Annotated in this window: 21 protein-coding genes; 6 read left to right on the top strand and 15 right to left on the bottom strand. The window is 62.6% G+C overall.

The features are described 5' to 3' along the window. Positions 1–118 precede the first annotated feature (118 nt). On the top strand, positions 119–2,464 hold the full coding sequence (locus JI749_RS09020) for an ATP-dependent helicase (RefSeq protein WP_201652360.1): 2,346 nt from the start codon (positions 119–121) through the stop codon (positions 2,462–2,464). 6 nt (positions 2,465–2,470) lie between these two features. After that, complete coding sequence (locus tag JI749_RS09015; protein WP_201652357.1) at positions 2,471–2,887, top strand: hypothetical protein; 417 nt, start codon at positions 2,471–2,473, stop codon at positions 2,885–2,887. A 15-nt stretch (positions 2,888–2,902) separates the two neighbouring features. On the opposite strand, the gene JI749_RS09010 is transcribed toward JI749_RS09015, so the two are convergent. Both JI749_RS09010 and JI749_RS09005 read right to left on the bottom strand, forming a co-directional pair. Then, positions 2,903–3,325, bottom strand: a complete 423-nt coding sequence (locus JI749_RS09010) for a hypothetical protein (RefSeq protein ID WP_201652354.1) — start codon at positions 3,323–3,325, stop codon at positions 2,903–2,905. Positions 3,326–3,368: 43 nt separating this feature from the next. Continuing rightward, a complete protein-coding gene (locus tag JI749_RS09005; protein ID WP_201652351.1) occupies positions 3,369–4,250 on the bottom strand; it encodes a class I SAM-dependent methyltransferase in 882 nt (293 codons plus the stop codon). Positions 4,251–4,331: 81 nt separating this feature from the next. Between JI749_RS09005 and JI749_RS09000 the strand changes: the two genes are divergently transcribed. Continuing rightward, complete coding sequence (locus JI749_RS09000; RefSeq protein WP_201652348.1) at positions 4,332–4,649, top strand: heavy metal-binding domain-containing protein; 318 nt, start codon at positions 4,332–4,334, stop codon at positions 4,647–4,649. A gap of 1 nt (position 4,650) precedes the next feature. Here JI749_RS09000 and JI749_RS08995 read toward each other — a convergent pair whose 3' ends face one another. Then, positions 4,651–4,941, bottom strand: a complete 291-nt coding sequence (locus JI749_RS08995) for a putative quinol monooxygenase (protein WP_201652345.1) — start codon at positions 4,939–4,941, stop codon at positions 4,651–4,653. Between the two features lie 109 nt (positions 4,942–5,050). On the opposite strand from JI749_RS08995, the gene JI749_RS08990 reads away from it, so the two are divergent. After that, the gene (locus JI749_RS08990; protein WP_201652342.1) at positions 5,051–5,923 is read left to right on the top strand and encodes a 50S ribosomal protein L11 methyltransferase; all 873 of its coding nucleotides are present in this window, start codon (positions 5,051–5,053) and stop codon (positions 5,921–5,923) included. 106 nt (positions 5,924–6,029) lie between these two features. Here the strand turns inward: JI749_RS08990 and JI749_RS17530 are convergent, their stop codons facing one another. Both JI749_RS17530 and JI749_RS17525 read right to left on the bottom strand, forming a co-directional pair. Then, positions 6,030–6,161, bottom strand: coding sequence for a hypothetical protein (locus JI749_RS17530; protein ID WP_263574796.1), 132 nt, complete (start codon positions 6,159–6,161; stop codon positions 6,030–6,032). Positions 6,162–6,283: 122 nt separating this feature from the next. Then, the gene (locus JI749_RS17525) at positions 6,284–6,418 is read right to left on the bottom strand and encodes a hypothetical protein (RefSeq protein ID WP_267911641.1); all 135 of its coding nucleotides are present in this window, start codon (positions 6,416–6,418) and stop codon (positions 6,284–6,286) included. Positions 6,419–6,532: 114 nt separating this feature from the next. Between JI749_RS17525 and JI749_RS08985 the strand changes: the two genes are divergently transcribed. Beyond that, positions 6,533–8,356, top strand: a complete 1,824-nt coding sequence (locus JI749_RS08985; protein WP_201652339.1) for an aminopeptidase P family protein — start codon at positions 6,533–6,535, stop codon at positions 8,354–8,356. Positions 8,357–8,360: 4 nt separating this feature from the next. On the opposite strand, the gene JI749_RS08980 is transcribed toward JI749_RS08985, so the two are convergent. The 8 genes from JI749_RS08980 to ftsZ all read right to left on the bottom strand — a co-directional run bounded on the left by JI749_RS08980 (position 8,361) and on the right by ftsZ (position 18,634). Next, positions 8,361–8,825 (bottom strand): DUF3828 domain-containing protein, encoded by a 465-nt coding sequence (locus tag JI749_RS08980; protein ID WP_201652336.1) that lies wholly within the window; start codon positions 8,823–8,825, stop codon positions 8,361–8,363. Between the two features lie 18 nt (positions 8,826–8,843). Next, a complete protein-coding gene (locus JI749_RS08975; protein ID WP_201652333.1) occupies positions 8,844–9,320 on the bottom strand; it encodes a hypothetical protein in 477 nt (158 codons plus the stop codon). A 20-nt stretch (positions 9,321–9,340) separates the two neighbouring features. After that, positions 9,341–10,627: a hypothetical protein gene (locus tag JI749_RS08970; protein ID WP_201652330.1), complete on the bottom strand. Its 1,287-nt coding sequence runs from the start codon at positions 10,625–10,627 to the stop codon at positions 9,341–9,343. A gap of 49 nt (positions 10,628–10,676) precedes the next feature. Next, positions 10,677–12,878 carry an NAD-dependent DNA ligase LigA gene (gene ligA, locus JI749_RS08965; RefSeq protein WP_211200666.1) on the bottom strand — a complete coding sequence of 734 codons (2,202 nt, stop codon included), beginning with the start codon at positions 12,876–12,878 and terminating at the stop codon, positions 10,677–10,679. A 201-nt stretch (positions 12,879–13,079) separates the two neighbouring features. Then, the gene (gene recN / locus JI749_RS08960; protein WP_201652324.1) at positions 13,080–14,750 is read right to left on the bottom strand and encodes a DNA repair protein RecN; all 1,671 of its coding nucleotides are present in this window, start codon (positions 14,748–14,750) and stop codon (positions 13,080–13,082) included. A 212-nt stretch (positions 14,751–14,962) separates the two neighbouring features. Beyond that, complete coding sequence (locus tag JI749_RS08955) at positions 14,963–15,799, bottom strand: outer membrane protein assembly factor BamD (protein WP_201652321.1); 837 nt, start codon at positions 15,797–15,799, stop codon at positions 14,963–14,965. A 91-nt stretch (positions 15,800–15,890) separates the two neighbouring features. Next, complete coding sequence (lpxC, locus tag JI749_RS08950) at positions 15,891–16,847, bottom strand: UDP-3-O-acyl-N-acetylglucosamine deacetylase (protein WP_201652318.1); 957 nt, start codon at positions 16,845–16,847, stop codon at positions 15,891–15,893. A 113-nt stretch (positions 16,848–16,960) separates the two neighbouring features. Continuing rightward, positions 16,961–18,634: a cell division protein FtsZ gene (gene ftsZ / locus JI749_RS08945; protein ID WP_201652315.1), complete on the bottom strand. Its 1,674-nt coding sequence runs from the start codon at positions 18,632–18,634 to the stop codon at positions 16,961–16,963. Between the two features lie 252 nt (positions 18,635–18,886). On the opposite strand from ftsZ, the gene JI749_RS08940 reads away from it, so the two are divergent. Beyond that, positions 18,887–19,360 (top strand): VOC family protein, encoded by a 474-nt coding sequence (locus JI749_RS08940; protein WP_201652312.1) that lies wholly within the window; start codon positions 18,887–18,889, stop codon positions 19,358–19,360. 12 nt (positions 19,361–19,372) lie between these two features. Here the strand turns inward: JI749_RS08940 and JI749_RS08935 are convergent, their stop codons facing one another. After that, complete coding sequence (locus JI749_RS08935) at positions 19,373–19,849, bottom strand: DUF4126 domain-containing protein (RefSeq protein ID WP_201652309.1); 477 nt, start codon at positions 19,847–19,849, stop codon at positions 19,373–19,375. 56 nt (positions 19,850–19,905) lie between these two features. After that, a complete protein-coding gene (gene ftsA / locus JI749_RS08930; RefSeq protein ID WP_233280714.1) occupies positions 19,906–21,204 on the bottom strand; it encodes a cell division protein FtsA in 1,299 nt (432 codons plus the stop codon). Positions 21,205–21,209: the final 5 nt, after the last annotated feature.

The raw sequence follows: 21,209 nt of genomic DNA, 5'->3' as shown, positions 1-21,209 counted from the left end.
CGCCCGTTCTATACACCGGCCCTGCCAAACCCTATATTGCAGACGAGAACAAAATAAGATTCGTCAATCCCCGCGCTGCCCCGAGTACCCTGGCCGGCAGCGATGGAAAGGCCCGTGAATGCCCGGCAATGCCCACAACATCGACCGCCCGTCAGCCGGCGCGATCACCGGTCAATTCGGCCGCAACCAGCAGACGCCCGATTACCTGCGCGGGCTCAATGAAGAACAGCGCGAAGCCGTGCTGAGTACCGACGGCCCGCTGCTGGTGCTGGCCGGCGCTGGCACAGGCAAGACCCGCGTTCTCACTACGCGGATCGCCCACATCCTCACCACCAAGCGCGCCTGGCCATCCGAAATCCTGTCGGTGACCTTCACCAACAAGGCCGCGCGCGAAATGAAAGAGCGTATCGGCCATCTGGTCGGGGCCGGCGTCGAGGGCATGCCTTGGCTGGGCACCTTCCACTCCATCGGCGCACGCATCCTGCGTCGCCATGCCGAGCTGGTCGACCTCAAGTCCGATTTCACCATTCTGGATACCGACGACCAGATCCGTCTCATCAAGCAGTTGCTCGACGCTGAGAACATCGACGAAAAGCGCTGGCCGGCCCGCCAGTTAGCCGGGATGATGGACACCTGGAAAAATCGCGGCCTCGGCCCCGAGGATGTTTCGCCCGCCGACAGTGGCTCCTATGCCAACGGTCGCGGCGCGCGGCTCTACGCCGCCTACCAGAACCGGCTCAAGGTGCTGAACGCTGCCGATTTCGGCGACCTGCTGCTGCTCAACATCAAGATATTCAAGGAATATCCGGACGTTCTGGCCTACTACCACGGCAAATTCAAATACATGCTGGTTGACGAATATCAGGACAGCAACGTCGCCCAGTATCTCTGGCTGCGTCTGCTAGCCCAGGGCAAGCCGGCCAGCCAAGCCAACATCTGCGTGGTCGGCGACGACGACCAGTCCATCTATGGCTGGCGCGGCGCCGAGGTCGACAACATCCTGCGCTTCGAAAAGGACTTTCCGGGCGCCAAGGTGATCAAGCTCGAGCGCAATTATCGCTCGACCTCGAACATCCTCAAGGCGGCATCGACGCTGATCGCCTTCAACGAGGGTCGTCTCGGCAAGACGCTGCAGACCGACGTCGGCGAAACTGGCGAGCCGGTTTCCGTCACTTCGGTGTGGGACAGCGAGGAAGAAGCCCGCACCGTCGGCGACGAGATCGAAAACTACCAGCGCCAGGGCGAAACCCTCAATTCCATGGCCATCCTGGTCCGCGCCTCGTTCCAGATGCGCGAATTCGAAGAGCGCTTCATCACGCTAGGTCTCAACTATCGCGTCATCGGCGGTCCGCGCTTCTACGAGCGCAAGGAAATCCGCGACGCCATCGCCTATCTGCGCGTGGTCGCCAATCCGTCCGACGGCCTCTCCTTCGAGCGCATCGTCAACACGCCCAAGCGCGGCTTGGGCGACAGCACGGTCCAGATGCTGCACAACACGTCGCGTTCGGCCAACGTGTCGCTACTCGCTGCAACACGCATGCTGCTCGAAACCGAAGAGCTCAAGCCCAAGCAGCGCAGCACATTGCGTGAGCTGGTTAGTCAGTTCGACAACTGGTCGAGCCGCCTCCAGTCCCTGCCCCACTATGAGCTGGCCGAGCAGATCCTCGACGAGAGCGGCTATACCGCCATGTGGCAGGCCGACAAATCTCCCGACTCGCCCGGGCGGCTGGAAAATCTCAAGGAACTCGTTCGCTCCATGGAAGAGTTCGAGACGCTCGGCGGCTTCCTCGAACACATCTCGCTGGTCATGGACCGCGACACTGCCGAAGCCGAAGACGCCGTCTCCATCATGACGCTGCACTCGGCCAAGGGCCTGGAATTCGACACCGTCTTCCTCCCCGGTTGGGAAGAGGGTCTGTTCCCGAGCCAGCGCACCATGGACGAGAGTGGCCGCGCCGGGCTCGAGGAGGAGCGGCGGCTGGCTTATGTCGGCATCACCCGCGCCCGCAAGCGTGCACGTCTCTCGGTAGCGCAGAACCGCCGCATCCATGGCCTCTGGCAATCGGCTATCCCGTCGCGCTTCCTCGACGAGCTCCCGCCCGAGGCGGTCGACGTCAAGGACACCGGGTCGTCCTATGGGGGCTACGGCTATGGCGGCGGTGCCACCTCCCGCTTCAACAAGGCTGACCCGTTCGAAAGCGTCTATGAAACCCCGGGCTGGCAGCGCGCCCGCGCCCAGCAGTCGAACCGAAAGGGCGGTGGCCCGTTGACGATCGAAGGTGACCTGGTGGCGCGCTCGGTCGATCTGGGCGGCGATCGCTCGGCCTTCGGCATCGGCGAGCGCGTCTTCCATCTCAAGTTCGGCTACGGCGCCATATCGGATATCGAAGGCAACAAACTGACCATCGATTTCGAGAAAGCCGGCCGCAAGAAGGTGCTGGAGAGCTTTATCAAGAAGGGGTAAGTCCGCGTGAAGGCTCTGTTTTGGATCGGCGGCATCGCCCTTGTCATTGCGGCCCTCGTCTTTGGCGGCATGCGCCTCTTCTCCGACCTGTCGGCCCGCAGTGACAAGGCGGCAATGTTCGCCGACACTGTCGCGGCGACGGTGACCGACGCGTGGGACCTCAAGACGCTTGCGCCTTTTGCCGACGAAGCCTTCTACAGCTCCATCGCCGCCGAACCGGCCGCCTGGCAGACCTATGCCTTGCTGGGCCCCGCAATCAACGATCCCAAATGCCGTGTCACCAATATCGAAGTGGTCAATGGCCGGGCCAACGCGCTGGCCCACTGCCCTGGTAAGTTCGAAAAAGGATCGGGCACGTTGCGAATCTCGGTTTCCGACTACTCCGGAGAGTGGCGCGTCACGGCCTTCAAGCTTGAGTTGTAGGCGGCGAGAACGCACTTAAGGAAACCGCTTTCCGATTTCGGCGACGTAAGCCTTGGCGAGCTTCTCGAAGCGCTCGGCGTCGAGCGCAATCGTCTCCCCCACCTCGATCCCCGCGATCGTCTTCTCCGCCCTGTACTTGATGGTCTTGTTCTCCTTGAGTACCCCGTCATGCTCCATGATGGAATCGCTCAGCATGCGCACCTCGTTGAGCGGATTGCCGTCCTTGCCTTCGGCGCCGCGCATGCGGTGCATGAAGTGGTGGTCCAAAGCCAACAGCATGGAATTGAAATAGTCGGGGGCGAACGCCGCCAGCGCGGCTTCTGCCTTGGCATTGCCCTTTACCGCGTCGGCAAGCGCGCCATAGGCCGCGATCTGCTCATCGAGCTTGGCGGCGGTGAGCTGAACATAGACCTCGGGATAGCTGGTCATCGCAAGCATCTCAATCTCCTCATTGCAGCGCCGGTCGATCCGGCGCTCGCAGTCATGTCGCCTGAGACCTTGGGTCTTCGACATCTGTCACGGAATTCTTGCTCGCGGCCTGGCGCGAGGCGCGTACCATGCCCTGTACCTTCGGCATGACGATGGTTCCACCGCCCTGCTCGAGTGCCGCTTCCACCAGGTCAACCAGCCGCTCCACGGCAGCATCGTCGGCGCTGTCGCCCGGCGGAAACGAGGTCAGCGCGAGCACGATATCGGGGGCACTGGTCACCGCCAGTTCACCCGGATATTCGAACATCTCAACCGGATTGAACTGCTCGCTGATCAACGACTCGGCCTTCCGCAGCCCGAAGATATCGGCTCCCGGATCGCTTGCGTTGCCGCCAAAGGCCGCCGCACCCAGTTCGTAGAACGGCGCCATATTGCCTTCGAGATTGGTCGTTACCGCCAGGATGCCGCCCGGTCTAAGCACGCGCTTGAACTCGCTCAGAGCCACGCGCGCGTCGGGCACGTGGTAAAGCATGTGGCAAGCCAGCACGGCATCAAAGCTCTCGTCGGCGAATGGCAACTTGCTGGCATCGGCGACGACCCCCTCGACCCTGGCATAGTGCCCTGCCCCCTGCGCCGCCCTGACGGCATCCGTGACCATGCCCGGAGACAGGTCCGCAAGTGTGAGAGACAACCCGAAGGGAAAGCCGTCCTTGCCCTGCTCCCACAGCCAGCCCGGTCCGCAGCCGATGTCGAGCACCTGCGAACCCGCAGGCAGGGCCGCATGCCGGGCGATCCATTCGAACCAGTTGCCCTGCCCGCCGCGGCCGTAGCGCCGGTGCAGGTGGGCTCGTGCCTCAAGCTTCTTGCTGTCGCGATATTGGCGGGACAGCAGATAGCTCCTATCTACGTCAGCGCCGACCGACGGATTGTTCATGATCACTCCATGGGCTCTGGCATCGGCCCCGAACGTGCAGCAAACTGCAGCCCGTCTCAAGCCTCAGGCAAGGATAGCGCCATGATCATTTCGACGACGCCGACCCTCGAAGGCCGCCCGATCCGCGAGTATCTGGGCATCGTGACCGGCGAGGTGATCGTTGGCGCCAATATCTTCAAGGATCTGTTCGCCGGCATCCGCGACATCGTTGGCGGTCGCGCCGGCGCCTATGAGGGCGCCCTGCGCGACGCCCGTCGCCAGGCCTATGATGAACTGGCCTACGAAGCAGAGCGCCTGGGCGCAGACGCCGTGGTTGGGGTCGATCTCGACTATGAAGTCGTAGGCACCAACGGCTCGATGCTGATGGTCTCGATCTCGGGCACCGCGGTTCGGCTCTAGGCTAGAGCCCAACCCCACCCAGCGGCTCGGTCTCGAACCGCTCGCCAAAGCCGGCGATCATCGGGCGTGCTCGGGCGATCATCGCCTGCACATGCGGCAGCTGCAGCGAGCCCCTGTGCTCTTCCTGGCTATCCCAAACTTCGGTGATCCAGATGCCATCCTCGCTTGCCGGGTCCCGCGCCACGACATAGCTGCGGCACCCCGGCATCGTCTGGTGGTTGTCGAGCAGGATAGCAAGAAGCTCCTCGCGCTTCCCTGGTGTCGCCAGCATCTTGCCGATCAGCCCATACATTGCTCTGCCTCCCCGCTGAATCTATGCCCCCGCTTCACGGGCGGGGATAAGTCACATTGACCTCGCGCTCCACTTGGCGCAACTAGGCGCCGAACAAGGGATCTCTGCCATGGCCGTCGACCAGCTCTCCTCCATTCCGCTCACCAAGGACCAGGCCTATGCCTTGGTCGATGCCGTGATGGAACGGGACGACCTGGCCCTCACAGCCTCGGCGCACGAAAACGAAGAGACCGGCGAATGGGTTTTCGAAGCGACCTGTGACAGCCCGCCCGACGTTGAATCGTTTGTTGAACTGGCACGACAAACCCTTGGCGGCGCTGTCGAATTCTCAGTGGCTCCGATCGACCCTGATATCAACTGGGTGGCGAAGTCGCTCGAAGGCCTCGCCCCTGTTATCGCCGGCGGCTTCTATGTCTATGGCAGCCACGAGACCGGCCCGATTCCCGGCGGTCTGACGCCGATGAAGATCGATGCCGCCCAGGCCTTTGGCACCGGCCATCACGAAACCACTACCGGATGCCTGGAAGCGATCAGCCTCGTCCTCAAGCGCAAGAGGCCACGCTGCATGATTGATGTCGGCACGGGCACTGGCGTCCTAGCCATCGCCCTCGCCAAGCGCACGCGGACGACAGTCATCGCCAGCGACATCGACCCGATCTCGGTCAAAACCACCATCGACAATGCCGAACAGAATGGGGTTGGCCGCCACATCATCGCGCTTGAGGCAACAGGCGTAAATCACCCCACCATCGCGCAAAATTCGCCCTACGACCTGATCGTCGCCAACATCCTGGCCGGTCCGCTGATGGCATTGGCCCCCTTGATCGGCCGCATCGCCGCCAAGGGTGCCACCGTGATCCTGTCTGGAATTCTCGAACACCAGGCGCGTGGCGTCATCAACGCCTATGCGCGTCAGGGCATGATCTTGAACCAGAAATTGCAGCGCAAGGACTGGACCACGCTTATTCTCGAAATGCCGTGAGGCATGCTGCAAGAAATCTGCGGGCTTTCTTGCTGCTTGCACAAAGCAAAATCCCCGAAGCTTGCTCCGGGGATCACTCAGATCGTCAGCAGTAACTGCAGCGGCCTTACGGTCGCTTGGTGAACGCGCCGATCAGCTGGTGCTGCATGCGGTAGCTGACCTGGCGGCTCGATTCACGACCGCGGGCGTCGATGACGCTACCCAGGGCCTTGCGGAAATCGTTCTTGCTCTCAGTCATTCTAGTCTCCATGCACGTATGACGACAGTCTGTTGCCCCCGTCACGATCCTATTTAGTCCGCTGTTGAGGTTTTGGTTAGGCCCCCGCGGTCAAGGCAGCCCTGCAGGACTCGCAAGTCCCGTTACTGCTTCGTTAATTTGTCATTCAGCTTGCCGTATTCGCGGTCGAAACGCTCGACCAGCTGACGTGCCCGGCGTTCCCGGCCGGCCACCAGCGCATCAAAGGCCCGCACGAGGAAATTCTTGTCCTGACCCATCTTCGCTCTCCTTGGTTGTGCAACTAAGGTAAGTCCCGGCCGGCGATTTGCCATGGGTCGATCCATCACGTCAGCCATGTCCGAAACGCATCCAGGACCGAGGACCAGCAACCAATGACTGCTCAGAGCTTTCCCCCTGCCATCTTCCAGAGCTTTGAGGAAAAGTCGGACAAGAAAACGGTAGCACCGCGTGTCGCGGCGCTAAGGTCGGCTATGGCCACTGCCGGCATCGACGCCTTTCTCATCCCTCGTGCCGATGCCCATCGCGGCGAGTCGGTGCCTGCGAGCGAAGCGCGGCTGGCATATGTCACCGGCTTCACGGGTTCAGCCGGGTTGGCCGTGGTCGGAGCCAGGAAGGCGGCGCTGTTCGTCGACAGCCGCTACACGTTGCAAGCCCCCGCCCAAACCGATACGCGCCAGATCCAGGTGCACGAATGGCTCGCGGGCGGCATCTCGCCGCAAGTAGCCGATTATGTGCCTAAGGGCGGCTCCATCGGCTACGACCCTTGGCTGCATACGCCCGGCGAAATCCGCGACCTTGTCGCCAAACTGGATGGCCGGGCCAAACTTGTCCCCGGGCCCAACCTGGTCGATGCCATTTGGGCCGACCGCCCCGCCCCGCCGGTTTCCGCCATCGAGTTCCTCGGCCATAACCGAGCCGGGCAAACCGCGACCGAAAAGATTGCGGAAATCCAGAAGTCGATCGCCGCGGACCACGCCGATGCTGCGGTACTCACCCTGCCGGAGTCGATCTGCTGGCTGCTCAATATGCGTGGCCGCGATGTGCCCAACACCCCGTTCGTGCTCGGCTTCGCCATCGTTCCCAGGAGTGGGCAACCCACGCTCTATCTCGATCCGACCAAGATCACAGGCGAACTGAAGGCCGCACTGGCCGGTGTTGCAAAAGTTGCCCCGCGCAAAACCCTGACCCCGGCACTGACCCGGCTGGGCAAGGCCGGCAAGGCGGTGCTGGTTGATCCCGCCACCGCACCACAAGCCATCGTCACGGCGCTGACGGAGGCCGGAGCGAAGCTTGTCGAGAAGCGCGACCCGGTTCTGCTACCCAAGTCGCGGAAAAATGCTGCCGAACTCTCTGGCATGCGCGAAGCCCACAGTCTGGATGGCGTTGCGCTGGCCAAGTTCCTGGCGTGGTTCGACGACGCCGCCCCCAAGGGCGGCCTGACAGAGATCGCCATCGTCACGGCACTCGAGGCATTCCGCCGTGAGGAGGAGACCTGCGTCGATGCCAGTTTCGACACCATTTCCGGCGCCGGTCCGAATGGCGCCATCGTCCACTACCGGGTAACCGACAAGACTGACCGCATGCTCAATCCTGGCGAAATCATGCTGGTCGATAGTGGGGCGCAATATCTCTCCGGCACCACCGACATCACTCGCACCCTCTCATCAGGCAAGCCCAGCGACGAGGAGCGAGACCGCTACACCCGCGTGCTCAAGGGCATGATCGCCATTTCCATGGCCCGCTTCCCCAAGGGCACGACTGGCGCGCAAATCGACGTCCTGGCGCGCCAGTTCCTGTGGCAGGCCGGCGTGACCTACAACCACGGCACTGGCCACGGCGTTGGCGCCTATCTGGGCGTGCATGAGGGGCCCGTGGGCATCTCCTCGCGCTACACCACGCCCTTCGAGGTGGGCAATGTCATTTCCAACGAACCGGGCTATTACAAGACCGGCGCCTATGGCATCCGCATCGAGAACCTGATCACGGTGGTCGAGAGCCCCGACTTCCCCGGTTACCTGGAATTCGAAACCCTGACGCTGGCTCCGATCGACAAGCGGCTGATCCGCAAGTCGCTGCTATCGGACGCGGAACGCGCCTGGCTGGACGCCTACCACCAGCGCGTGTGGAAAGAGATCGGGCCGCGGGTCAAAGGCAAGGTCAAGGACTGGCTTAAGGACGCAACAGCGGCGCTTTAGGGCCTCAATACGCCGCGGCGGCTTCGGCAAAGATCTCGCTCAGCCGATACGGATTATCCGGGTTGGTCGAAACGACATCATCGATCTTCCACCCCCCGTCTTCCATCACGAGGTCATAAGTCAGTGACCGCGGTTCGCCAAAGTTGCTGAAGGTGACGTCGGCTGTAGCCGTTTCGCCTTCGATGGCGACCGCGCCGATCTCGAAATCGGTGATGTCGTAGTCCTGGCCATCGATATAGGGGTCAAAGCTTATCGCCCCCATTTCACCCTCCGGCGTAATCTGGGCGTCATTGTCATAGAGCGCCTGCAGGGCCGCGGACCGGAACTGGCTCTCATCTTCCGGGAAGGTGTCGGTGAAATAGGATTGGTAGAACGCATCGAGCAGCGCCTCGGGCGTTTCGTATGGCTGGGCCACGGCAAAGCCGGTCAAGGCCAGGACGAAGCCAGCGGCGAGGGTAGCAAGGCGCATAGTAGTCTCCGAAGGTGTTCAGAACGGATTGGCAAAATAGTCCGAGAGCCGCTCGGGTCCGGACCCGTCATAGCCAGGCAGGATGATATCCTCGATCTTCCAACCCTTCTCGCCTTCGTCGATCAACTCGAAGGTAATCTGCTTGGGTTGGTAGCCGGTGATATTGACGGCGATTATCGCCCGGCCACGCTTGATCTTGGGCTCGCCAACGGCAAAGTCCATGCCTGCCGAGTCCTGCCCGTTGATGAAGGGAGAAAAGTCGAGCACGCCGATGTCCTGCCCATCGGCCTTGAGCGCCTCGTCTGCCGCGACAAAACTGGCATGAAGCGTGGTCGAGAAGGCGTCCAGCTCATTGAAAGCCGCATCACTGTCGAAGTTTTCCCAGTCTTCGGACGCCTCTATCTGATCGTATATGGCCACAAGCAGCGCACGGGGATCGTCGAATTTGGGGATCGGGGCAGCGAATGCCGGCGCTGACAGGAGCGTGAGGAGCAAGCCCAGATATATCGTTCGCATCAGTTGAACCAGAAGGCGTAGTTGATCCAGTCGGTACCGAAGACCCGGTTGGCCTCGGCGAAGCTGTTGGCGTCGGCAATCGGACCGGCCTTGATATAGGGCAAGGCGCCCTGCCCGGTCAGCAGCATCACGAGGTCGGTCTCGGTTGCGGTCTTGAAGTAAGCGTTGAGATCGAAGCCCTTCTTGAATCGCCAATGCGGGACCAGCAGTTCGCCAGCCAGTATCTTGTCGACCGTATCGAGCGTGGCCATCCAGGCGTCCACCGTCTCCTGTGTTACCGGGGTATCCGGCACCAGGGACGTCTGGCGCGGCGAAGGCACCAGCTCGCGATCATCGTCTGTCTCGGCCAGAATGAGCTCCCAGTTCTTGCGCGACAGTGCCGTGATCGATTGCAGCCGCTCCAGCACACCTGCCAGACGCTCGCGATCTGTCACCGGAAACTCGGCAGTGTGGAAGGCGGCCACAATATCGGCAATGAAGGCATCGCTATCGGGGTCCATGAACAGCGTGCTGCCCATGGAATAGTCCTGCATAGGCAGGCCAGATTTGGGGAAGACCCGGTGCAGATAGGCGTCGAAGAAGTCGGAAAAGTCGTGCGCCAGCACCAGGTCGACCGGCGCGGCGGTGACCTGCATATAGCCTGCGAACCAGATCGCATCGGCCCGATCGAAGCCGATTGTCGTGTCAGGTTCCGGTGTCGGCGCTCCGGATTTTTTCTTGCCGCCCGGCGGTGGACCATCCGGCGTCGGAATGTCGGCAAACTCACCGACCGAACCGAGCAGGACGCCAAGCGTCTCGTTTTCGGTTGCCTCGCCATTGCCGTCAAAATCGATGCGCACCTTGAGCGGATCGATCTTGATGACATAGTCACCATTCATGCCGGCAGTCTCAAAGCCGATGCGGGCCATGTCGACATCGGCCAGGAAATCCACCAACACGGTGCGCAACGCGGTGTAGGTCAGCTGTTCCGGATTTGGATTGGCTGGTGCCGTTTCCAGTCCCGAGCCGATGCCCAGCAGCATGGCCGCAGCGGGCGTGCCAGGCGTGGTCGCGCCATAGCGATAGAGGTCTTGTGCCAGGCCTTCATAGGCAATGACCATTTGCAGCATGCCTTGGGCAAAGCAGGCCTCTTCGTCCAGCGTGTAGCAGGCTTCGATGGCGCCCGGCAGGCCTTCGGCAGCGGTGCCGGCATAGAGATGTTGCACCAGGGCGTCCGCGGACTCCCCGGCCATTGCCGCAGCTGGCAGCATCAGGGTGGCCGTAGCCACCGCAGTCAAAACCTTCATCGCGTTCTCCCTCGTGACGCTGCGCGATATCCGTTGTTTCGTCTGACCGTTACTTCCCGACCCGCTCGAACCACTCTGCCTCGGTGATAACCTCGACGCCCAGCGCTTCGGCCGACTTGAGCTTGGACCCTGCCCCTGGTCCGGCGACCAGGATATCGGTCTTGGCCGATACCGATCCCGCCACCTTGGCGCCCAACCTTTCGGCCATAGCCTTGGCTTCCGATCGTGACATTTTTTCGAGTGAGCCAGTGAAGACCACGGTCTTGCCGGCAACGACGCTGTCGGCAGATACATTCACGATATAGGGCTTGGGATGAACCTGAGATAACAGGGCGTTCAGGGCAGCGTCATTGCGCTCGTTGCCAAAGAAATCGACCAGCGCCTCAATCACCGTGCCGCCGATGCCGTCCACCGAGGGGAAGACGCTATGGGGGTCTTCGGCTGAGGCGATTTCCTTGCCGATGCGGATGAGTTCCTCCACCGTGCCAAAGGTGCGGGCCAGGACGGCGCCGGTGGTCTCGCCGATATGGCGGATGCCAAGGGCAAAGATGAAGCGATCGAGCTCCGGCTCGCGCCGTGCTTCGATGGCCGCCAGAAGCTTGTCGAGCCCCTCATAGTTTCGATCCTCGACGCTGCGGACATTCTTGCGCGTCCTGCCTGAAGCCGCTTCGCGAATCCTGGCCTGCTCCTCGCGTTTTTCGGCCAGGGCCTGCTGCACGGCGGGGCGCCGCTCATGCAGCGTGAAGATGTCGGCCGCGGTCTTGACCAGCCCCTTGCTGAAAAACAGCTCGATGTTCTCGGCCCCGAACCCTTCGATGTCGAGCGCCCCACGCGAGACGAAATGCTTGAGCGTCTCCACCGCCTGGGCCGGGCAGATCAACTCACCCGTGCAGCGACGGCGCGAATCTTCCTTGCCGGTCTTCTCGTTGATCTCGCGCGTCGCCGGCGAGCCACAAACCGGGCAGGTATCGGGCATGCGGTAGGGCTGCGCCCCGGCGGGCCGCTTGTCGATGACTACGTCGACGATCTGGGGAATGACGTCCCCTGCCCGCTGGATGATTACCGTATCGCCAATGCGAATATCCTTACCCTCGCGGATGGGTAGGCCATTGCTGTCCTTGCCGGCGATATAGTCCTCGTTGTGCAGGGTAACATTGACGACGGTGACCCCACCCACGCTGACCGGATCGAGGCGTGCAACAGGCGCGAGCGTACCGGTGCGTCCCACCTGGATATCGATGCCGCGCACCACCGTGGTCGCCTGTTCAGCAGGGAACTTATGGGCGATGGCCCAGCGCGGCTCACCCGTGACAAAGCCCCACCGGCGCTGCAGCTCGAGCTGGTCGACCTTGTAGACGACGCCATCGATGTCATAACCGAGTGACGAGCGCTGTTCCTCTATCAGTTTGTAGTGGGCGATAAGCTCGTCCACCGACTTGGCGCGCACCATCAATGGGCTGATCTTGAACCCCCATTCGGCGAATTTCTGCACGGCTTCGAATTGGGTCGGCGCCGGATCCTGGGTGGTGGCGCCCCAGGCATAGGCAAAGAACTTGAGGTTTCGGCTGGCAGTGACGGCAGCGTCCTTCTGGCGCAGCGAGCCAGCGGCGGTATTGCGCGGGTTCACATAATCCTGCCCGCCAGAGGCGGCAGACCGGGCCTTCAGCGCCTGGAATTCGGCATAGGTCATGTAGACCTCGCCGCGGATTTCGATGCTGGACGGCCAGCCGGACCCCGCCAGCTTTTCGGGAATGTCCTTGATGGTGCGGAGGTTGGCGGTGATGTCCTCGCCCACGGCCCCATCGCCGCGCGTAGCCCCGCGTACGAAGACGCCGTTCTCGTAGAGCAGTGAGGCCGACAGTCCGTCGATCTTGGGCTCGGCGGTGAAAGCCAGCTCCAGATCCTCGTCCTTCTGGAAGAAGCGTTTGCCGCGTTCCAGGAAGTCGACCACATCCTCGTCGGTATAAGCCTTGGCCAGGCTTAGCATCGGCACGGCATGGCGCACCTTCGCAAATCCCTCCGCCGGGGGTGCGCCCACTGAAAGGCCCGGACTGTCGGCACGGACGAGATCAGGGAAGGCCAGCTCAATGGCATCATTGCGACGGCGCAGCGCATCGTACTCCGCGTCGGTAATCTCGGGCGCGTCCTTCTGGTGGTAGGCGATGTCGGCAGCAGCAATGGCCTTCGCCAGCCGCGCCAGCTCGGCCTCGGCTTCATCGGAGGTAAGATCGTCGACGGGCTTTTGGGACAGGTCGGTCATCACTTCACTCGCGCAGCCGACCCTCGAGACCTCATGGCGGGCTTGTCCAACCACGAGATCGGGCGAGTGAAGGCATGGTACCACGACCTCGTGGCTCGACAGGCTCACCATGAGGTCTACTGAAAATGCAGCGTCACCTTAGGGGATTCCCGCCTGGGCGGGAATGACGCCGAGGTCGATGTGGAATGAGGCCTACCCCACTTCGCTCAGCAGTTTGCTCGCAGCGGCCCGAGCTTCGTCGGTCACCTTGGCGCCGGCCAGCATGCGCGCCACCTCCTCCTGCCGCGCACTGACATCGAGCGGCTTGACGTGGGTGCGCATGAACGCGCCTTCCTTGACCGCCTGCTTCTCGATCAGCAGATGCCGCTGCGCCCGCGCCGCCACCTGCGGTGCATGGGTGACGGCGAGCACCTGCACCTTCCCGGCCAGCCGGGCCAGCCGGCGGCCAATGGCGTCCGCCACCGCGCCGCCCACGCCGGTGTCGATTTCGTCGAAGATCAGCACGGGCGCCGAGCCGCGATCGGCCAGCACGACCTTGAGTGCAAGGAGGAAGCGGCTGAGTTCGCCGCCCGAGGCGACCTTGAGCAGCGGCCCGGCCGCCGTGCCCGGATTGGTCTGCACATGAAAGGCGACCTGGTCGAAGCCCGATGCCGCAATCCGCGTCTTGTCGACCTGCTGGTCGACGATGAACTTGGCCGAACCCAGCTTGAGATCGGGAAGCTCCGCCCCGACGGCCTTGCCGAGAGCCGCCGCCGCCTTGGCGCGGCTAGCACTCAGCGTTTCGGCCGCCTTGCGGTAAGTCTCCATGGCCTTGGCCTCGGCGGCCTCTAGCGCCACCAGCCGTGTCTCCCCGCTCTGCAGGGTTTCGAGATCGGCACTGTACTTGGCCAGCACCTCCGCCAGGCCGTCGCAACTGGTCTGGTGCTTGCGCGCGGCGGCGCGCAGGGCAAACAGGCGCTCCTCGACACTTTCAAGCTCGCGCGGATCGTAGGCCATTTCGCGCTTCAGGTCTTCGAGCGCCTCCCCCGTCCGGTCCAGTGCAACCAGCGCACCATCGAGCGTATCCACCAGTGGCTGGAACAGGGTCTGGCCGCCATCAACCTTGCGCATCAGCCGCCGCATCAGGCTGGCAAGCGCCGGGGCCGGCGCCGAAGGCCCATTGAGCATATCGTCGATTTCGACCACGTCGGAAGCGGCGCGCTCCACCTGCTGCAGGTGCTGCCGGCGCTCGGCGAGCTCTTCTTCCTCGCCCGCTAGCGGCTTGAGCTTACCCAACTCCTCCACCGTATGCCGCGCATAGTCTTCCGCTGCCAGAGCCTGGGCCACCAGGGCCTTCTGTGCCACCACGGCCTCCTGCGCTTCGCTAACCGCCTGGAAGGCATCGGCCACGCGTGCGGCCGCGGCTTCAAGTTCGCCGAACGCGTCGAGCGCCGCACGATGGGTGGCGACATCGACCAGCGCCCGGTCATCGTGCTGACCATGAATTTCGACGATCTGTCCGCCCACGCGCTGCAGCAATGCCGCAGAAACCGGCTGGTCATTGATGAAGGCGCGGGTGCGGCCATCGGCAAACTGCACGCGCCGCAGAATGACATCTTCATCATCAGGGATGGCATTGTCGCGCAAGGCGGCGCGCGCGGGATGGTCGGCCGCCAGTTGCAGCACCGCCACGACCTGCCCACTTTCCTGTCCGGCTCGCACCAGCGAGGCGTCCCCGCGCCCGCCCAATGCCAGCGTGAGCGCATCCAGCAGAATCGACTTGCCCGCGCCCGTCTCACCCGTCAGCACGGTCATGCCGCCATCAAGCGCCAGGTCGAGCTGGTCGATGAGAACGATGTTGCGAACCGAAAGCGCGTTCAGCATGCGCGGACTATTCCCGAACTTCGATCAAACACGGAAGGCGACATTCATTTACCACCACAGCGTCGATCTCGCGAAGGCATGAATTCAGCTTATCCGCGGGAACAACAGCCACCGGCGCCGGCCTGAGCCTCGAAAATTGCAGCCTTCCAAAAACGAACCGGGGCGCATATTAGCGCCCCGGAACAAACTAGCAACAAATTACTTCCGAGCGGTTAGTTCCGCAGGCCGGCCATCCAGCTGCCGCCGTTGACAACAGGCGACAGGCCCTGCTTGCCCAGAAGATCGAAAGCTTCCTTATACCAGGTGCTCGACGGATAATTGTGGCCCAGCACCGCGGCGGCAGTCGAGGCCTCGTTGGTCAGGCCCAGCAGCAGGTAGGCCTCGGTGAGCCGGAACAGGGCTTCCTCGACATGGGTAGAAGTCTGCCAGGTTTCGACTACAACCCGGAAGCGGTTGATGGCGGCGGTATACTGGCCATTGCCAAGGTAGTAGCGCCCGACCGACATTTCCTTGCCGGCCAGCTGGTCATACGCCACCAGCAGCTTTTCCTTGGCATCCTCGGCATATTCCGACTTGGGATAGTTCGCGATGACCAGGTTATAGGTCTCGATCGCATCGGCCGAGAGCTGCTGGTCGCGCGTGATGTCCTTGATCTGGGCGAAATACGCATTCGCTTTCAGATACAGCACATAGGCCGCGTCGGGCTTGTTGGCATAAAGCGCCATGTAGCGATCGGCAGCCAGGATGGCTTCATTGAGCTTGCCGCCACGATAGTTCGCGTAGACCTGCATGAGCTTGGATTTTTCCAGCAGCGGATCGCGCGGATGCTGGCGGTCGAGCTGCTCCAACGACTTCACGGCAGTTGCGTAATACTGGCGATCCATGTCGTCCAGCGCCTTCTGATACAGCGTGGCGGCCGGAATGATGGGCTCTTCCTTGAGCTTTGGCGGGCCGAACATGCTGCAGCCAGCAAGCACCGCAGCGACAAGAGCAACCGTGAGGAACCGGGCGGCCCGGCTGGTGAGACCACCAATAGAGTCAACTGTCACGAACTGCCCCGTCCTTATAACGAATACCGCTTGGCTGCGGCGTAGAAAGAAATTTGATCAAAACTGTGGCGCCGCGCGTCGCCCTTAGGCCTCAGCGCACGGACCGCAGATAGTGATTGACTGCCAGACCTTCAGGCTGATCGTCGAAAGCCTCGAATTCGAGCGGCAAATCTTCTGCGCCAACTATTTCATAATTGGCTTCGCTGGAGAAGAGCCCGCTCAGGACATGCGCATTGAGGGCATGCCCACCCTTATAGGACCGGAAGCGCCCCCAGATCGGAAGGCCGCCCAGTGACAGGTCGCCAATCGCGTCAAGCAGCTTATGGCGCACGAACTCGTCCTCGTAGCGCAACCCGCCGGGGTTGAGGATGCGGTCTTCGTGCACGGTTATGGAATTGTCCAGGCTCGAGCCCAGCGCGTAACCCGCCTGGCGCAGGATCTTGGCATCGCGCACAAAGCCGAAGGTCCGGGCCTGCGACACGTCTTCATAGTAGCGGCGCGGCGTCCAGTCGAAGATCATGCGCTGGCGGCCGATGACCTTGCTGTCAAAATCGATCTCGAGATCGAGCGCGCGGCCGTTATAGGGTTCCAGCGCCGCGAAGGCATCGTTGTTGCGCACGGTGACGGCCCGCATCACCTTGAGGAACTTGCGCTGGGCGGGCTGTATTTCGAGGCCGACCTCAAGAATCGCCTCGGCGAATGGGCGTGCGCTGCCATCGAGAATGGGGCACTCGCCGCCATCCAGCGTGATGACGGCGTTATCGACACCCATGCCAGAGAGGGCGGACATTACGTGCTCGACAGTGGCCACGCTGATGCTGTCGCCCAGGTCGAGCGTCGTGCAGAGCGTCGTGCGGGTAACGCGCGAAAAATGCACGGAAACAGGAGTGGTCGTGGTGCCGTCGCCCTTGAGGCGGCAGATGGTGATGCCTGAGTCGACCGGGCCAGGGGACAGGGTCAGCGTGACAGGCTGGGCGCTGTGAACGCCGTAGCCGGCGAAGCTGATCGCAGCAGCGATGGTACGCTGGCGCGTGGACAGTTTTTGCATACTCGAAATAACTCCGACCCCAGGGCCCCGGACGTCCACGACTCTGTTAGCCAAAAAAAACTCGGCGCGAAAGCCGCGCCGAGCAATCTTCTCGTGAATTTACCCGCAGCTTATTAACCGTGCTTCCGCAGGAAAGCCGGGATTTCGAGGCTATCCTTTTGCGGCGCCGGAGCGGGCTGGCGGCCGTGCGGATCAAGGTTGCCGCGTGCACCCTCCACCGGCGGCGCGACGCGCGAAGTCCTTGCGCCACCGGCCTCAATCGCGCTGCGTGCGGCAGCGTCATCGGCCGCCGAATAGGTCGGCTCGTCCTTGGCCGGGCTCTGGGGCTGACCCAGGTTGAGCCCCACATTGGAGGCCAGCTTCTTGAACAGGGCGCGCGCGTTGCGCGGCTCTGCGTCATGACGTTCCTGCGGCTCCTGTGGCCGCCTCGCAACAATCGGCAACTCCTCCGTGCGGGGCATGCGGCGCTGTCCTTCCGGACGAGCGGCATGGGACGGCACATAGACGCTAGGCACCGGCTCGTCGGCGATCACTGGCTCGTCGGCCTCGTGGATCGACTCGGCAGCGGGAATGTATGGCTCGACGAAGACGCCATCATCTTCCATGTCGTGGCGCGCCGGGGCCGAAGCGGCCATGCTGAAGGCTTCCGCCACAGCTGCCTCGACCTGATGCTCGATGGCCTGCTGCTGGGGAGCGACCGGGGCGGCGGCGACCGCAGCGCGCTCCATCTGCACGCGCGTTGGCTCGACCGGAACATGGCGACGGACTTCCAGTGGCGTGCGCGAGGCATGCGGCTTGGCTGGCTCCAGCGCCTGCACCATGGTGGCGTCGGTGCCGGTGGCGACGACAGCCACGCGGATCGTGCCGGTCAGGCTCGGATCGAAGGTGGCGCCCAGGATAATGTTGCAATCCACGTCAACTTCCTCGCGGACGCGGCTGGCCGCTTCGTCGACTTCATAGAGGGTCAGGTCCGGACCACCGGTGATTGAGATCAGCAGGCCGCGGGCACCGTGCATGGAGACATCATCGAGCAGCGGGTTGGCAATGGCTGCTTCGGCGGCATGGCGGGCACGATCTTCACCCGAAGCTTCGCCGGTACCCATCATCGCCTTGCCCATGCCACGCATCACGGCGCGCACGTCAGCGAAATCGAGGTTGATCAGGCCTTCCTTGACCATCAGGTCAGTGATGCAGGCAACGCCGGAGAACAGCACCTGGTCGGCCATCGCGAAGGCGTCGGCAAAGGTGGTCTTTTCGTTGGCGACGCGGAACAGGTTCTGGTTGGGAATGACGATCAGCGTATCGACATGGCGATGCAGCTCGTCGATGCCATCCTCGGCCAGGCGCGCCCGGCGATTGCCTTCGAAATTGAATGGCTTGGTAACAACGCCAACGGTCAGAATACCCTGCTCACGGGCCGCGCGGGCCACCACCGGCGCCGCACCGGTGCCGGTGCCGCCACCCATTCCCGCGGTGATGAACACCATATGCGAACCGCTGAGGTGGTCGTTGATCTCGTCCCAGCTTTCTTCGGCGGCCGCACGGCCGACCTCAGGGTGCGATCCGGCGCCAAGGCCTTCGGTAACGCCAACGCCGAGCTGGATGATGCGCTGCGCCTTGCTCAGGGCCAGTGCCTGCGCATCGGTATTGGCGACGACGAAGTCCACGCCATCAAGACCGGACTCGATCATGTTGTTGACGGCGTTTCCGCCGGCACCACCGCAACCGAATACGGTGATGCGAGGCTTGAGTTCCTGAATGTCCGGGATGGTGAGGTTGATAGTCATGGAGGGCCTCATAGTGGCGGTGTTGGTAAAGATTTACCCTCCCAAACGTTAACCGGCCCCTAACAATTGTCTCACCGGTGTTAACGTGACCGCAATTTGCGACACCGGGCGGTTACCCGTTGACCAGCCGTTAACCACGCGACGTCGTCCGAAAGCCGAAGAGACCCCGTTGACATGCATTATATAACCATTTAGCAATATAACACATTGGTTCTTTACGTGGCACCAGACACCGCATCGAGGAGATATGAAATGACCAAAATCACCCCCTGCCTGTGGTTCAACAACCGCATCGACGAGGCTATCGAATTTTACACTGGCACGTTCAAGGACGGCAAAGTGATCGAGCTACAGCGCCAGGATCCCAATGGCGCCGCATTCACCGCCACGATCGAGCTGGCTGGCCACCGCCTGTTCCTGCTCAATGGCAGCGGTCACGACAAGAGCCAATTCCCCTTCAGCGAGGCCGTCAGCTTCATGATCGAATGCGACGGCCAGGAGGAAGTCGACTATTTCTGGAACACCTTCGTCGATAACGGCGGGGAGGAGAGCATGTGTGGCTGGTGCAAGGACAAATTCGGGCTTAGCTGGCAGGTCATCCCCAAGCAACTGTACGAAACCATGGGCGGGCCGGACCGATCAGGCGCCAACCGCGCCATGCAGGCCATGCTGGGCATGCGCAAGATTATTGTGGCGGACCTGCAGAAGGCTTATGCAGGGACCTGATCGAGGTCGGGGTTAGCGCCGCCGCGTGCGTTTACCTGCCACCAGTTTCGGGTTGGCGATGGCCAACCCGGCGGCCCCGACGATGGCATCTTCAATGAGACCGGTCGCAGTCTGGCCATATCGTTGCATGGCCGCGACGCGCAATCGCCACCCCACATAGGACGACAGCAGTGCCGCGCCAACCGCGATGGCTGCCGCCGCCGTCCGCTCGTTTCGGGGCGCCAACGCGGCCCCTGCATATGCCGAGGTGATACTGCGCACGATCAGCCCAAGCGGGCGGATGCGGTCAGGCGCCGATTTCATCTTGTCGCCCGCCATTTCGGCGCCTGCCAGGGCAATGGCGCCCTCGGCGATCACCGGATTGAGCAGCAGCTTCTGCAACGGCAATTCCGGGCGAACCTCACGACGTTGCGTGGCAATCGCGATGGCCGCCAGCGGCGTCAGGCCGCGTTGTCCGGCCACCAGGCCAATCAGAAGCGAGCGAAGCATCGGCATCTCCCGGGCAATCCAATGTGGACCTTAACGGGCTGCCTTGGAAAACGATCCTAGAAGCTGTGCCGCAGCCAGCTTCCGACGCGGGAGAAATATCCGTCGGTGCCGGTGAGTTTCCTTGAGCCCCGGGGTTCCTGATATTCCTGCGCACAGACCTGCGGGTAAATCAGCATGCCCGCGACCGAAGCAAAGGCGGCGCCCTTGGCCATTTCCGGCAGACCGGCAATGCCCATCGGGCGACCATTGCGCACATTGCGCGCCAGCGTGCGGCGGGCGACTTCGGGCAGGCCGGTCATTTCACTTGCGCCCCCGGTCAGCACGAACCGGCGCCCGCAAATATCCATCATGCCGGTGGCCTGCATGCGATCCCGGATAGCGGTGAGAATTTCCTCGATGCGCGGGCGCATGATGCGGGTGAGGACAGAGCGCGCGACCTGCCCCGGCGCTTCGTCATGCGACGCACCAACCGGCTGGATGGGGATCAGGTCGCGTTCATCCGCCTGTCCCGGCAGAACCGAACCGAAGAACGTCTTGAGACGCTCGGCATCGGCGACGCTGACCGACAACTGTCGCGCAATATCGAGCGTCAGGTGATGGCCGCCAATGGCAATGGCATCGGCGTAGACCAGGTGTCCGTCGTTGAACACCGAAACAGTCGTCGTCGCGCCGCCGAAGTCGATGCAGGCCACGCCCAGCTGGGCTTCATCATCGACCAGGGTGGCCAGGCCGGATGCATAGGGCGTCGCAATCAGCGCTTCGATCTGCAGGTGGCAGCGATGCAGCACCAGTTCAAGATTGCGCATGGCCAGCGTTTCCGAGCTGACCACGGCAACATCCACGCCGAGCTTGTCACCGACCATGCCCTTCGGATCGCGAATGCCCTTCTGGCCATCGATCGCGTAACCGATGGGTAACGCATGGATGATCGACCGTTCCGGGCGCACCGAGCGCTCGTTGACCGCACGGAGAACCCGGTGAATGTCGGATTTTTCCACTTCCTGCCCATCAAGCGAGACGGCGGCCGAAAATGTCTCCGAACCAAGCCGGCCCGCGGTCACGTTGACAATGACCGATTCAAGCGTCAGCCCGGCTGAGCGCTCGGCCATGCCGACGACCGAGCGAATAGCCTGCTCTGCCTTTTCTATATCGGTGACGACGCCGCTCTTGACCCCCGAAGAAGGGCCGTAGCCGAAGCCGATCACCTCGGCCTGGTGCGTGCGACCCTTGAGCGCCCTGCCCTCGGTACGTGGCGTCAGCCGGGCGATGACACAGCAGATCTTGGTCGAGCCGATGTCGAGCACGGCGACCAAGGTGGTCTTGCCGGGTTGGACAGGGCGGAGCCGGGACGTCATGGCAT

This window comes from Devosia oryziradicis (genome assembly GCF_016698645.1).
Classification (GTDB): Bacteria; Pseudomonadota; Alphaproteobacteria; order Rhizobiales; family Devosiaceae; genus Devosia; species Devosia oryziradicis.
The sequence above is the reverse complement of the archived record's forward strand: the minus strand, read 5'-3'. Positions and strand labels throughout refer to the sequence as shown.

What these genes read in the sequence shown, in the direction of transcription:
- JI749_RS09020 (WP_201652360.1), top strand. Translation starts at nt 119, where the DNA reads ATGCCCGGCAATGCCCACAACATCGACCGCCCGTCAGCCGGCGCGATC.
- JI749_RS09010 (WP_201652354.1), bottom strand. Translation starts at nt 3,325, where the DNA reads ATGCTTGCGATGACCAGCTATCCCGAGGTCTATGTTCAGCTCACCGCC.
- JI749_RS09005 (WP_201652351.1), bottom strand. Translation starts at nt 4,250, where the DNA reads ATGAACAATCCGTCGGTCGGCGCTGACGTAGATAGGAGCTATCTGCTG.
- JI749_RS09000 (WP_201652348.1), top strand. Translation starts at nt 4,332, where the DNA reads ATGATCATTTCGACGACGCCGACCCTCGAAGGCCGCCCGATCCGCGAG.
- JI749_RS08995 (WP_201652345.1), bottom strand. Translation starts at nt 4,941, where the DNA reads ATGTATGGGCTGATCGGCAAGATGCTGGCGACACCAGGGAAGCGCGAG.
- JI749_RS08990 (WP_201652342.1), top strand. Translation starts at nt 5,051, where the DNA reads ATGGCCGTCGACCAGCTCTCCTCCATTCCGCTCACCAAGGACCAGGCC.
- JI749_RS17530 (WP_263574796.1), bottom strand. Translation starts at nt 6,161, where the DNA reads ATGACTGAGAGCAAGAACGATTTCCGCAAGGCCCTGGGTAGCGTCATC.
- JI749_RS17525 (WP_267911641.1), bottom strand. Translation starts at nt 6,418, where the DNA reads ATGGGTCAGGACAAGAATTTCCTCGTGCGGGCCTTTGATGCGCTGGTG.
- JI749_RS08985 (WP_201652339.1), top strand. Translation starts at nt 6,533, where the DNA reads ATGACTGCTCAGAGCTTTCCCCCTGCCATCTTCCAGAGCTTTGAGGAA.
- JI749_RS08980 (WP_201652336.1), bottom strand. Translation starts at nt 8,825, where the DNA reads ATGCGCCTTGCTACCCTCGCCGCTGGCTTCGTCCTGGCCTTGACCGGC.
- JI749_RS08970 (WP_201652330.1), bottom strand. Translation starts at nt 10,627, where the DNA reads ATGAAGGTTTTGACTGCGGTGGCTACGGCCACCCTGATGCTGCCAGCT.
- recN (WP_201652324.1), bottom strand. Translation starts at nt 14,750, where the DNA reads ATGCTGAACGCGCTTTCGGTTCGCAACATCGTTCTCATCGACCAGCTC.
- lpxC (WP_201652318.1), bottom strand. Translation starts at nt 16,847, where the DNA reads ATGCAAAAACTGTCCACGCGCCAGCGTACCATCGCTGCTGCGATCAGC.
- ftsZ (WP_201652315.1), bottom strand. Translation starts at nt 18,634, where the DNA reads ATGACTATCAACCTCACCATCCCGGACATTCAGGAACTCAAGCCTCGC.
- JI749_RS08940 (WP_201652312.1), top strand. Translation starts at nt 18,887, where the DNA reads ATGACCAAAATCACCCCCTGCCTGTGGTTCAACAACCGCATCGACGAG.
- JI749_RS08935 (WP_201652309.1), bottom strand. Translation starts at nt 19,849, where the DNA reads ATGCTTCGCTCGCTTCTGATTGGCCTGGTGGCCGGACAACGCGGCCTG.
- ftsA (WP_233280714.1), bottom strand. Translation starts at nt 21,204, where the DNA reads ATGACGTCCCGGCTCCGCCCTGTCCAACCCGGCAAGACCACCTTGGTC.